General features: G+C 64.1%; 7 protein-coding genes. 2 read left to right on the top strand and 5 right to left on the bottom strand.

The window, feature by feature from the left end:
* The first annotated feature begins 2 nt into the window (after positions 1–2).
* A complete protein-coding gene (locus JDV75_RS11050) occupies positions 3–2,393 on the top strand; it encodes a serine/threonine protein kinase (protein ID WP_198739296.1) in 2,391 nt (796 codons plus the stop codon).
* 87 nt (positions 2,394–2,480) lie between these two features.
* Here the strand turns inward: JDV75_RS11050 and JDV75_RS11045 are convergent, their stop codons facing one another.
* Positions 2,481–2,984 (bottom strand): DUF2599 domain-containing protein, encoded by a 504-nt coding sequence (locus JDV75_RS11045; RefSeq protein WP_198739295.1) that lies wholly within the window; start codon positions 2,982–2,984, stop codon positions 2,481–2,483.
* 634 nt (positions 2,985–3,618) lie between these two features.
* Between JDV75_RS11045 and JDV75_RS11040 the strand changes: the two genes are divergently transcribed.
* Positions 3,619–6,363, top strand: a complete 2,745-nt coding sequence (locus JDV75_RS11040; protein WP_198739294.1) for a DUF7507 domain-containing protein — start codon at positions 3,619–3,621, stop codon at positions 6,361–6,363.
* 229 nt (positions 6,364–6,592) lie between these two features.
* On the opposite strand, the gene JDV75_RS11035 is transcribed toward JDV75_RS11040, so the two are convergent.
* From JDV75_RS11035 to JDV75_RS11020, 4 genes are all read right to left on the bottom strand, one after another.
* Positions 6,593–7,678, bottom strand: coding sequence for a permease (locus JDV75_RS11035; protein ID WP_248097175.1), 1,086 nt, complete (start codon positions 7,676–7,678; stop codon positions 6,593–6,595).
* Positions 7,675–8,520 carry a TIGR03943 family putative permease subunit gene (locus JDV75_RS11030; protein ID WP_198739293.1) on the bottom strand — a complete coding sequence of 282 codons (846 nt, stop codon included), beginning with the start codon at positions 8,518–8,520 and terminating at the stop codon, positions 7,675–7,677. Before JDV75_RS11030 ends, JDV75_RS11035 begins: the two co-directional genes overlap by 4 nt.
* 12 nt (positions 8,521–8,532) lie before the next feature.
* Positions 8,533–11,796, bottom strand: coding sequence for an alkaline phosphatase (gene phoA / locus JDV75_RS11025; protein WP_198739292.1), 3,264 nt, complete (start codon positions 11,794–11,796; stop codon positions 8,533–8,535).
* A 261-nt stretch (positions 11,797–12,057) separates the two neighbouring features.
* Positions 12,058–13,530 (bottom strand): helix-turn-helix domain-containing protein, encoded by a 1,473-nt coding sequence (locus JDV75_RS11020; protein WP_198739291.1) that lies wholly within the window; start codon positions 13,528–13,530, stop codon positions 12,058–12,060.
* Between the last annotated feature and the right edge of the window lie 138 nt (positions 13,531–13,668).

Raw genomic sequence — 13,668 nt, 5'->3', positions numbered from 1 at the left:
CCATGGCCGAATACGAGATGGGTACCGAAGCCGTCCCCTACAACCCCTTCGAGGACGACGACTACGAGGAGGACGACACGATCCACGCGCTCCTCGACGATCTCGGGAGCATGCGTGATGACGCCGCCACCATGACGGCGACCGCGCCCGCGGCCGCCACCGGCACCGCACCCGTGCCGGGTCCCGCCGACACGACGGCATTGTCGTCGGCGTCCACGGCGGACGACGCCGGGACCAGGTCCCGGCAGCAGGCGCTGTCGACCTTCCGGGAGCGGCGTTCGTCCACACGCAGGGGTCGGTTCGTCGCCGACGGGATGGTGCAGCTGCCGTTCATCCGTCTCCGGGATCCCATGGAGGCGATCACGGATCCGGCGGAGGACATAGCCAAGGGCATCGAGCCCCCCTCCCTGTCCCCCGGGGACATGGTCGCCGGACAGTACGAGGTCGCGGGCGTGCTCGCGCACGGAGGAATGGGCTGGGTGTACCTCGCACAGGACCGGAACGTCTCCGGCCGGTGGGTCGTGCTGAAGGGGATGATCTCCGATCCACACAACCGGCACCGCTCCGTCGCCGAGGCCGAACGCGAGTTCCTCGCCGACATCACCCACCCCGGAATCGTCAAGATTTTCAACTTCATCGACGACCCGCGCAGCGACACGAGTTTCATCGTCATGGAGTACGTCGGCGGCCCCTCCCTGCGGGACCGCCGACGGCGGCAGTCCGGGGGTGTCTTCGACGTCGCGCTCGCCATCGGCTACATCCTGGAGATCCTGCCCGCCCTCGACTACCTCCATTCCCGTGGAGTCGTCTACAACGACCTCAAACCCGACAACATCATCGTCACCGAGGACCAGGTCAAGCTCATCGACCTCGGCGCGGTCAGCGGCATCGGCGCCTTCGGATTCATCTACGGTACCCGCGGGTTCCAGGCCCCCGAGGTCCCCACCCAGGGACCGACCGTGGCCAGCGACATCTACACCATCGGCCGCACCCTCGCCGCCATGACATGCAACCTCCCCGTCGTCGACGACGCCTACGCACCGGGCATCCCCTCCCCCGCCGGGGAACCGGTGCTCCGCAGGCACCTGTCGTTCTACCGCCTGCTGCTCCGCGCGACCCACGAGGATCCGGCCCGGCGCTTCCGTGATGTCACCGAGCTGTCCACCCAGCTCTACGGGGTGCTGCGGGAGATCCTCGCGATTCGTGACGGCAAGCAGTTCCCGGCGCAGCACTCCCTGTTCTCCCCGCAGCGTACGACGTTCGGAACCAAGCACCAGGTGTTCCGCACCGACCAGCTCATCGACGGCATCGAGCGGGAGGTCCGGATCACCGCGCCCGAGGTGGTCGCCGCGCTCCCCGTCCCCCTCATCGACCGCAGCGACGTCGGCGCGGGCCTGTTATCCGGATCCTCGTACGCCGAACCGCTCGAGGCTCTGGAGACCATGCGCCAGGCGATGCAGACGGAGGAGTATTCGGCGTCCGCGGAAATCCCGCTCGGCGTCGTCCGGGCCCTCCTGGACCTGGGTTTCACCCTCGAGGCGAAGCAGTGGCTGGATTCCCTGTCGGAACGCCTCGGTCTGGACTGGCGGCACCAGTGGTACTCCGGGGTCACCGACCTGCTGCTGGACGACTACGTGGCCGCACAGGACCACTTCAACAACGTGCTCAACATCGTTCCCGGCGAGGCCGCGCCGAAGCTCGCCCTCGCAGCGGTCGACGAGATGCTCCTGCAGCAGTTCGGGTACACCCACCGTCCGCTGCTCGACCAGGACGCAATCCACACGGCGGCGCACTCCGCTGGTACCGACGCGGCCCTCCACATGGACGTGCTGTCGACGCTCGGGGAGAGCTGGTCCCACCTGACCTCCGATCCGGTCGCCCTCCGGTTCCACTCGATGCGCCTCTACGCGCTGGTGTGGGCGACGAACCCTACGACGGTGTCCTCCGCGTTCGGTATGGCCCGCCAGCTCATGGCGGAGAAACAGGTCGAACTCGCGGTGAACGCCCTCGACAAGGTTCCCCAACCTTCCCGGCACCACCGGATGGCCAAGTTGACCACGATCCTGCTGCTGGTCTCCGGGGACCCGGCCAAGCTCACGGAGTCGCGGATCCGGCGCGCGGCCCGCCGACTGGAGGAGATCCCGAACAACGAACCACGTCTCCTGCAGATCAGGATCGGGGTGATCAGCGCGGGTCTGAATTGGCTGCGTTCGACCGGGCTGGACTGTTCCGCCAGTCCCAACACCCTGTTCGGTTTCCCGTTCTCCCAGCGGGGACTGCGCGCGGCGCTCGCCGACACGCTGCGGAGTCAGGCGCGGATGGCTCCGTTCGCGCGGCACCGGTACAGCCTCGTCGACATGGCGAATGCGGTGCGCCCGCCGACGTGGTTCTGACCGCGCGTACACCGACGGTTGTCGAGATGTGCCCGCGGTCGGTGCCATCCGGTGTGGCGCCTCCGGAAGATGGTGAGACCGGGGTCGCTAGTTGCAGAGGGCCCCGACGAAACCGTCGTGACCCTTGTCCGTGCGGGCTGCCTCGAGGTTCCAGGACGGTTTGACCGCGAGTATGTCCCGGTAGTGGTAGTGGCAGGTGAATTGGTTGCGTAGGGTCGCGGTATCCGGGACACCTCTGTCCACCACGTCTTCCCACATCGCGTCGCGCAGCTCGTCCGGGGCGGTGGCGGCAGCGGCGGTCACGGTGATCTCGTACCGCGGTTCCCCGCGGTAGCTCGACACATCGACATCCTCGACGAGTGCCGCGGCATCGGTGGGGGTCGCCGAATCCGGTAGAGCGTTGAGACGCGCGATTACGGCCTCCAGCCCACCGAAGCCATCGATGGTGGCCAGAATGTCCCGGACGTCACCGAGGAGTTCGGGGTCCGGGACCGCGGGGGTCGCCGATGCGGGTGCCACAGTGGCAAGTCCGGCCGCGAGGATGCCGGCCGCCGTTCCCGAGCGGACCAGGGTACGCAGTGCTGGCTTCATGGTGCGCTCCTCAACGACGGATGGGACTGCTGTGACTGGTGGTGCCACAGGCTCATACTACCCGCATTCCGGCCTTCGTGGTTTCCCTGCCCCGACACTTGCGAAAGTCCCAATTCGCCGATATCGACCGCCAAAGTAAAACGATTCACGGTCTTTTAATTGACCAAATACATGGCCCCACCATTCCATCAGGAGAGCCTATTATCAACCACACTCCACAGGGCCAGAAATCTCCGACAAACACTATCGGAATAGAAGCAGCGGCAATGGCGCCAACCACAACTAGATAGCGAACCAAAAAATCTAAAAGACGACCCGGCCGCCAATTTCCAGCCAACACACAGGAACAAAACTGGTATTACTATTCCCAATCGGCCAAAGCAGATATTTACCCTGAACGGTAGCTGTGTTCCAACTGCCCCTTTCCTGCCTTCTAGCTGCTGATTAACTGTACATTGCCTTGAAAGGGGGAAATTTACACCCCCCGCTCTACGAAACTTTTGAGAATTCTAATATTGCAAGATATCTTCAATATAGCTCCCTCTATCCAGGAACCCATGGGGCTCCGCCTTCAACTCGACCGCAGCAAGCGCTGCTTGGGGAGCGGCACCACTTCGTTCGGAAAGGTTTGAAAATGTCCCTAACAATCAGTGGATTCAGGAGGGATCACAAGCGAACAGCTGGGGTACTCCTATCCCTGGCCCTGGCATGTGGCGTATCCGTAGCTGCCCCACCCAGCATCACACCTCAGGCAACAGCGGCCGAGAACTGCATCGTTGACGACCTGCAATGGAACTGGAAAGGGGGAGAATCCAACAAGCTCAACGGAGGGCCGGACGCCACCGCCGACGTCGAATTTGATTGGTCCCTCAGTGATCCGGTGAATGCAAGCGATCAGTTTGTGGTATCCCTCCCCGAAGAGCTCAAACCCTTGCGAAAGTCCGAGCTCACCCTCCATGCACCGGGCAGCGATGAAGTCGTGGCCACCGGGATCTGGGATTCCGGATCCAATAAAGCGACGTTCACCCTGACCGAATACGCGGAAAAGCACTCCAATCTGCGGGGCACCACTTGGTTCACTGTTACATGGAACGACTGGACACAGCTTCCGAAAGAAGATAAGGACTACACATCCCTCCCGTTTAACAGCTGTGTCGGGAACTCCTACCTTCCTGCACATTGGGTCGCCCCTACTGAAGGTGGAGTGTTTCAGGCGGGAGGTAAGGTCGGATATCTGAGCGATGAGCAGCCCGCATGGGTTGTCTATCTGGGAACTGCCAAGCAGGACATCGATAAACCCGTCGTCATCACTGATACAACTGATGGAAAATGGGCACCGAACTGTGATCAGATCTCCGTAATGAATAGGACACCCTATCCACACACGGTGATCAGTGACGTCCCGGTCGATTCGTCCCGATGGACCCTGGATTCATGCAATGAGAGCGGATTCTCTCTGCGCTTCATCCCCCTCACTGACGGTCGTTACCTGTTGAAGAACGAATCCCTGATGATTTCTTACACGGGGAAAATGCGGGCAGAAAGTGGCGATTCCCGCTATCTCGACAATGAGTTTTCGGTTACAGGAATCGATAATAACGGTTCCCCTTCCGATGAGGGCGATTCAGGACAGGCGTCCATCGACCGCGGCGGAAGTGGCGGATCCGGAATCGGCGATAAGTCCGTTTCAGTCGGAGACTTTGTTTTCTATGATGTCAACGGAAATGGCATCCAGGATCCGGAAGATCTCCCTATTCCTGGAATAAAGTTGAAAATCCAGAATATCGACGGAACTGATGTTACCAAGGACTTCAGGAACCAGGATTACTCAGAGGTCAAGGAGAATATTACTCGGACAGACCAGAGTGGTCGATATCTGTTCACCGGCCTTCCCTTCACGAAGGACGGAGAAGTTGGCCGAGCATACACCGTCTCCATTGATCGCGATGACGAGCAGACACGAAATATTCTCGCAAAGTACACTCCGACGTTGACTGGCAAGGGTGACATTTACACCGATTCCAGTACCTGGACCGCGAACTCAAAGACGCTGACTAGAGAAGGCGAACGGGACTTCTCCCTTGATTTCGGGTTCATCAAGAAGCTCGACGACGTCGTACCCAGCATCAAACTGGTCAAGTACATCGACGGCCACGACGCCAACGCCGACGCACCCGCAAAAGACACCACCCAAACCGGCGACGACCAGAAACCCGTCACCTTCACCGTCGGCGACACCAAACCCGTGACCATCGTCGTCACCAACACCGGCACCGTCGACCTGACCGACGTCACCGTCACCGATGAAACCACCCTCGGCAACGACACCGTCACCGACCTGGACTGCCCCGCAGACAAACTCGCCACCGGCGACTCAATGACCTGCACCGGCACCCTGTCGATGGCCACCCCCGACACGAAGCACCGCAACAAAGCTTCCGTCACCGCGCTGCCCGACCCCAAAGACGGACAACGCGTCGTCACCACCGAAGGAAACGACTGGCCCGAAGGACAAACCCTCACCGACAACGACATCGCCAACGCCATCACCCCGGCAGACGACGTCGTACCCAGCATCAAACTGGTCAAGTACATCGACGGCCACGACGCCAACGCCGACGCACCCGCAAAAGACACCACCCAAACCGGCGACGACCAGAAACCCGTCACCTTCACCGTCGGCGACACCAAACCCGTGACCATCGTCGTCACCAACACCGGCACCGTCGACCTGACCGACGTCACCGTCACCGATGAAACCACCCTCGGCAACGACACCGTCACCGACCTGGACTGCCCCGCAGACAAACTCGCCACCGGCGACTCAATGACCTGCACCGGCACCCTGTCGATGGCCACCCCCGACACGAAGCACCGCAACAAAGCTTCCGTCACCGCGCTGCCCGACCCCAAAGACGGACAACGCGTCGTCACCACCGAAGGAAACGACTGGCCCGAAGGACAAACCCTCACCGACAACGACATCGCCAACGCCATCACCCCGGCAGACGACGTCGTACCGGGATTGTCTTCAGCCTCGTGCGGTTGGGTGTGTGCTCTGCTCCCGCTCCTCCCGCTTGTTCCTCTGATTCCGCTCATCGGAATTTCAAGCTCTCTGGGAGCATCACCTTCATCCGGTATCGGGTCGTCGACCCCGAGCACTCCAATCAAAACTCCCGTCGAACAGCCCACCGAGGCACAAACTGCGCCAGAGAACGGGCTACCGAAGAGTACGGAAAGCTCAAACCGGGAGACGGCATCCACCGAAAAGGGAGTTCTCGCCCAGACGGGAGCCAACACCATCACTCTCTTTATTATCGGAATGATGGCGCTGATTCTCGGAGGTTTCCTGCTCTCACGGAGGAACAAGACAGCCTGACCCTTCGACGCCCTACAGATAGAAGTCCCGAACTCTATCTTTAGGGCGAAGGGAGATCCTTCGGGACGATCCATCAGAACATGAGGCAAGAGCCTCGGAGCCACTGTTTTACGACTGGCTCCGAGGCTCTTGCCTCATCCTGGTCATCCTCAAGGTGGGAGTACCTAGCAAAACCTGTTCCCCAACTCCTCTGCAGAAATTCTATCTACGCTGTCATTCCCGAGTCCCTCTATAGAACACCGAAGATGACCGCGCCCACCGCGACCGCAGACAGGACACCGCAGACCAGGACCATGGGCACGAACCGGAGCACGAACCGCGGCCCGAACGCGCCGGCCTGCATGGAGATCAGTTTGATGTCCACCATGGGGCCGACGACGAGGAACGCGAGTTGCGCGGTCGGTGAGACCGCCGTGAACGACGCGGCGACGAAGGCGTCCGCCTCGGAGCAGAGGGAGAGCAGGATCGCGAGCCCCACCATGACGAGGACGGCGAGCAACGGGGTCTGCGAGATGTCGGCGAACCAGGAGGCGGGGACGGTGACCTTGATCAGTGCCGCGACCATCGCACCCAGGACGAGGAATCCCCCGGCCTGGGTGAGGTCGTGGAGTGCCGCCATCTGGAACCTGCGCCACTGCCAGCTCCGCTTCCCGGATACGGTGACATCGTGTGTGCAGTGGTCGTCGGCGCAGCCGCCGAAACCGGCGCCGTCCGGGGCGGTGACCCGGATATCGTCGTCACGGCCGATGATGATCCACAGCCATCCGGCGATGAGTACCGCTAGGAATGAGGCGATGAACCGGGCCCAGGCCATCTCGGGCAGGGCATTGAATGCCACCGCCGTGGAAACGATGACCACCGGGTTGAGCGCCGGGGAGGCGAGCATGAACACGAGTGCGGCGGCTTTGGACACCCCGTTTCGCATGAAGGACTGGGCGACGGGCACGGAGGCGCACTCGCAGCCGGGCAGGGCGATGGCGACGGAACCGGCGACGGGAACGGCGAGGAAACTGTTGCTCGGGGTGATGCGCTGGAGGAATCCGGGTGGTGCGAACGCCGCGATCACCGCGGATACCGTGACCCCGAGAACGAGGAACGGGAGCGCCTGGATCGCCACGGCGACGGTGATCGCGGCCCAGGATTCAACGGCACCGCCCATGTTCCAGAGCGGGTCGACGGCGCTGGTCGGACCGGTGCCGAACTGGGTCCACAGCACGACGATGAGTCCGAGCGCGGTGAACTCCCAGAGCGCGAGTTGTCTGGGGGTGACACGGAAGGTCCGGTTGCCGTCCGCTGCTTTCTGTGTGGTGCTCACAGGTACGGAATCCTCGGTTCGTTGGTCTCGGTGATCGATTCTGGGGCGAGGACGAGGTGTGAGGTGGAGGCATCGGTGTCGACCGTGCCGACCACCTCGACCCACGTGTCGTCGGGCAGGTCCGTGCCGCCTGCGAGTGTGGCGGAGTAGGCGACGGCGTCGGCGGCGCAGCAGAAGATCTTGTAGCGGTTGACCATCACCTTCTGTCCGTCGGCGGAGGATTCCCGCCCACTGTCGTCGAAGCTGGCGGCCCCACCGTGGGAGATGAATCCGAGGACCTTGATGCGCTTGCCCCCGAGGTCCGCCAGGTCGCCGTAGGAGTACCGGTTGTGGAGGTCGTCGAGGTTGAGTTCGTTGATCTCGGTATCGGACAGCGGCTCGAAGGTGACGCCCCCGCGGGCGGTGTCCACCCTGCCTCCGTTTCCGGCGAGTGCCGCGTCGCGTTCGGTACCACTGGCGGTGTTGTCGAGCATCGCCGCACCGAGCGGGGAGGGGGCCCCGATGACGACGAGCAGGAACGGGACGAACACGAGCCAGGCGATCGGTGACACCGTCGCGCGCCCACCGCCGCCGCGTTTCTCCTGCCGTGCTCCAAGCCAGAGGACCGAGATCGCGAGCGCCGTGACGAGGAGCCCGACGGTGAGGGTGAGCGGCTGCCAGAAGGTTCTGATGTAGGTGGATATCCGGCCACTCACGAGCAGCGCGAGGACGAGCGCCCCGGTCAGCAGCCACAGGACCGCGATGATCTGGGCCGCGAAACCCGGACCGGTCGCCGGGCCACTGTCGATGTTCTCATCGTGATCGTGGCCGTGGTGGTCGGTCCGGTCCGGGTTTCTGTCCATGTCGTTTCCCTTCTAGCCCCGGGCGTTGGTGCGTCGACGTCCGGTGACGAAAGCGGTGACCGCGATGAGAATCACCAGGGCGAGGAAGCCGAGGGCGATCCACATCTTGGTGGAGGAGCTGGTGGGGGTGCCGGTTGTCTCCTGTGCCTCCGTCGATGTGTCGGGGGCACCGGTTTCGGTGGCCCCCCAGCGTCCGGCGAGGTTGATGCCGGCGCCGTCGGTGTCCAGGTCGAGGGCGTTGGCGATGACGTAGTGGATGTCGGTCTGGTCGATCTGTCCGACGACATTGGCGGCCCCGGGGCCTTCGGCGGCGACCCGCAGCTGGGCTCCGGTGTGGGTCTGGGAACCGAGTGCCTCTTCGTCGTCGTTCGACTTGGCGGTGGCGTAGTTGACAGTCATCTCGTCACCGTCGGCGGTGACGAGCTTGGTGGTGCGTCCTGCGGTAGCCCGGTCGTTCGCGGTGATCTGCGACGTGTGGGCGTGGTCGGCGGTGGTGATGATGAGGGTCGGTTCGCCGGATTCCCGGACCCAGTCGCTGGCCGCCTGAATCGCATCATCGAGTTGCTGGGCCTCACCGATCTGGCCGCAGATGTCGGCGTCGTGGTCGGCCTTGTCGACGGAGGCGGATTCGATCTGGACGAGGAAGCCGTTGTCGTTGCGCAGCAGGTCGAGTGCCTTGGTGGTCATCTGCGCGAGGGTGGGCACCTCGTCGCCGCGCTCGGGGTTCTCGGTGCAGCGCACGCCCTGTCCGACGGCGGGTTCGACGGTGGGGATGGTTCGCTCCCAGGCCCGGGGCAGGTTTCCTTCGGCGAAGATGCCGAGGACCGGGGCGTCCTGGTCGGCTTCCTTGACGGCGTCGAGTTCGTCGGCGGAGGTGACGACGGTGAAGCCCTGGCTGCGGGCGTTTTCGAGGACGGAGTCCCCCTTGGTCCAGGTGTGTCCGTCCCAGTCGCCGCCGGCCTGGACGGTCTGCTCGAGGTACTTCGCGCCGCCGCCGAGGGTGATGTCGGCGCGGGTGTCGATGAGCTGTTCGGAGATGGAGCCGAGGCCACCGTACTCGCGGAACTGCTTCTCGAATCCCTCGCCCTGGCAGGTCTTGTTGTTCTTGTCGTATTCCGGTCCGTAGCACTTGCGGTTGAGTGCGTGGCTGCCGACCGCCGCCGGGGTCGCGTCCTGGATCTCGGCGGTGGTGACGTTACCGGTCTTCAGTCCCCTCGCCTTGGCCAGCTCGATGATGTTGGGCACCGGGGTGCCGTCGACCCTGATGCCGAGTCCACCGTTGTAGGTCTTGGTGCCGGTGGCCCAGCCGGTGGCCGACGCCGCGGAATCGGTGACGTAGGTGGGGCCGCCGAGCTCGGGGTCGAGGGCGAAGGTTGTGTAGTAGCCGGTATAGGGCAGCGCATCGATCCCGGGCAGCCGCCCGTTCGCGCCGTGGAGGTAGTCGCGGGCCGAGGTGATCTCACTGTCCCCCATGCCGTCGCCGATGAACAGGATCACGTTCTTCGCCTTCTCGTCGTCGAGCCCCTGTCCTTCTTTCGCGAACTGGGCGCAGTCGCCCGGGCCGGAGACGAACCCGTTGTCGCCGACCCTGTAGCAGGTGGCGAGGGGGTCCGCCGGCTCGTTGCGGTCGCCTGTTCCCGGCTTGTAGGTGGTGGCGGATTTTCCGGTGGGAACGGACGCCTCGATCGTGGTGACGTCATTGATCTGCAGGGCGTTGGCGACGGTGAAGAAGAGGTCGGTCTGGTCCGTCTGCCCGATCACGTTCTCCTCGCCGGGGCCATAGGCGGCGACGCGGAGCTGCGAGCCGTTGTGCTGCTGAGAGGCTTTCGGGTTGTCCGCGAGCTCCTGCATCGGGAGACTGCCGTAGGCGATGGTCTGCGAGGAGCCTTCCCCGGTGCGCAGGCGTGTGGTCGCGGCGACGGAGTCCTGTCCGTCGTAGATGATCTCGGTGGAGTGGGCGTGGTCGGCGGTGACGACGACGAGGGTGTTGCCGTCCTTCTTCGCGAAGTCGAGCGCGGCTTTCACGGTCTCGTCGAGGCGTTCGACCTCACCGATCATGCCGCAGGCGTCGGCGGCGTGGGAACGCTTGTCGATGGAGGCGGACTCGACCTGGAGCAGAAACCCCTTGTCAGAGCCCGGATCATCGAGGAGCTCGATGGCCTTGGTCGTCATGTCGACGAGCTCGGGTTGCCCCTCGGTGTCCTGGGCCTCGCACTCGAGAGGTCGGCCGGACCCGCCGTCGGTCGTGGCCTTGGAGGGGGCGTAGCGGGTGATCATGTTTCCGTCGTCGAACAGTCCGAGCACCGGGGCGTCCTGGCCGGCGGCGGTGACGGAATCGAGTTCCGCTGCCGTACGGATGACGGTGAAACCGTTGTCCTTCGCGTTGTCCAGCACCGTTTTCCCGGCGGTCCAGGTGGTCGTGGTGGGCAGGAACGGTGATTTACCCTCCCCCTCGTGGATGACCTCCTGTTCGAAAGCCTCGAGGCCGCCGCCGAGGGTGACGTCGGGCCGGGCGTCGATGATCTGCTCCGCGATGGACCCGAGTCCGCCGTTGTGCCGGTACTGGGCGGCGAACGCCTCTCCCTGGCAGGCCTTGGAATTCTTCTCCTCCTGCGGGCCGTAGCACTTCCGGTTGAAGGCGTGGGCGACGAATGCGGCCGGGGTCGCGTCCTCGATCTCCGAGGTGCTGACGTTACCGGTACGCATCCCGGCCTTCTTGGCCTTTTCCAGGAGGTTCTCCACCGGCTTCTGCTCCAGGTCGACGCCGATGGCACCGTTGTAGGTCTTGATGCCGGTCGTCCAGGAGGTCGCCGATGCAGCGGAGTCGGTGACGTAGTTGAAGGAACCGTCCCGGTCCACGGAGTGGTGGGTGTAGGCACCGGTGGAGGTGAAGGCGTCGAGCCCCTCGAAACGGCCGGCTGCACCCTTGAGGTAGTTGCGGGCTGCGGTGATCTCCTGCTGACCCATACCGTCACCGATGATGAGTATGACGTTCCTGGCGTGATCCTCGGTCCGCTTCTGTCCGACGGTGCCGAACTGGGCGCACTCGCCGGGTTTGAGTGCGCGGACCGTACCGTCGTCCGCGATGGGGTTGCACTTCTCCGGACCGTTGTACTGACCCCCGGGTCCGGTGACCGGGGCTTTCTCGGCGGCGGGGACCCGCTCAGGGTCTGCACCCGCGCTGACGGGGAGGACGACTGCGAGGGCCGTGGTGAGGAGGGCCCCCACGGCGGCACGTGTCGCTTGTTTCTGTGTTCGGCGTTCCTTGGCGGTCATGTGTCAGGCTTTCCGTGTCGGAGATGGCGGAACTGAGGGACGTTGCGAATCTCTCGTCGTTTCGGGACTCCATCAGTCGACCACCCCAGGGTTAACCGACCGTAAAAACGACCGGATCCGGGTGCCCAACATCACGTGAACAGCAGCAGAACTCGTGCCCCAGCGGACCACCATCGGGACACTGTTGAAAACACTACCCGATAATTCCCCACATGGCCACGCCCGGGGACCCGGCGCGGCACGTGCGGACCGGGACGACGGCTACGGGTTCATCCACCCCGGAACAACCTCCGGCCCTGGATGACCGGGAACCTCGGTGCGTTCGTCCATCAGGAAGGATCCCGGTCGGGAACCCGTCAATTGCGCGTACTGCTTGGGCGTCATACCGTGCTCGGCGAGGAACGCCCTGGTGAACGCGGCGGCATGGGAATAGCGGAGGGTGCGCGCCGTTTCCGTGGGACTCCTGCCCTGCGCCAGGAGTATGCGGGCGAGGGTCATCCGACGGACATAGCTGTGGCGCTGACGGCTGACCCCGTCGCCCCGGGCACGCACCCGCCCGCCGGATTGGTCGATCTCCCCTACAGGTGACTCCTGTCGGACACCGGGGACATTCCGGAAGATGTCGTCGTGACGGGCGCCCTCGACCGCTATGTGCGTGTACGTGGAGACCGCCGTACGCACCAGTTCGACGGGATCGAAACCGGAGAAATCGACGATGGTGGGCACCCGTGCCGCACCGTCGTATTCACCGGTGCCGGGGTACCGGAACCCGAGCGGGAGCAGTACCGTGCCCGCCTCCATCGCCACATGGACCGCGACACCGGCGGGAAGTACCACCCCCTGCCCCGCCACGATGCCGATGGTGCGCCGGTCCGTGGTGACCGTGGCCCGCCCGGTTACCGACCAGACGACGATGTCACCGCGATTGATGTTGAGCCAGGTCTCGTTTTCCGGCACACCGGGGTCGTCGATCCTGATTTCACCGACGGGGGCCCGTCCGGCCCCGGAGATCGCGGCGACCGGGGTGGTTCCCGTCTCGGCACGGTAGGCACGGATGAGTTCACTCGTGCCCGGGTATCCGGTGGCGTGCGCCGCGAACTGCAGGCCACGACCACGGGCTATGAGGGCGACCGCCTCGTTGAGCCGGACGCGGGTGATCCAACGGCTGACACTCAACGTGGTTTCCGCGCGGAATCTCCGCTGCAGTGTCCGTACGGACACACCGGCGATGTCCGCGAGTTGCGCGACGCTGTGGTTGACGGAGAGATCGGCCATGACCTTCTCCGCCACGGCTGACGCCTCCTCCGAGAGCGGTTGTGGAGCCACTGGCACCGGCACTGCACCGGACTGGGCGGCGATGATCTCCGCGACGAGGCTCCGCAGGAAATCGGTGCGTTCCAGGACAGGCCTCAGATATCCCAGATTCTGGGCGAACTCGAACAACAGACGGAGCCGGAGCTGCTCCGGCAGAGCGGCGACGGCGGTCCGGGTGGACACCGCGACCGCAAGCTCCCCCGGAAGCTCGACGGGAATGACCACAGCATCCTCGCCACCACGGATCCGATAGCGCAGACCGGCGGCGATGAGCATCACCTGCCCGGCCGACAGCCGGGTCGTCCCTGCCGCCGTGCCCACACCGGCCGTTCCGGCGCAGACCCACACGATGAGCGCGCGTCTGGCACGCCGGGAGGCCCCCTCGACCGGACCTCTACGGATCCGCTGTGGGACCGTCATCGTCCACCTCCTCTCCTCCGTCTGCCGCCGCACTCACCGCCTGCCGCGGATCGCCCGACGGTGATGTTAAAAACTTGACGCTTCGAGCCAACCAAAGCACGACACCCCATCCTAAGGTTAGGCCAACCTTCTGTTCAC

Source organism: Corynebacterium meridianum, assembly GCF_016342265.1.
Taxonomy (GTDB): Bacteria; Actinomycetota; Actinomycetes; order Mycobacteriales; family Mycobacteriaceae; genus Corynebacterium; species Corynebacterium meridianum.
The sequence above is the reverse complement of the archived record's forward strand: the minus strand, read 5'-3'. Positions and strand labels throughout refer to the sequence as shown.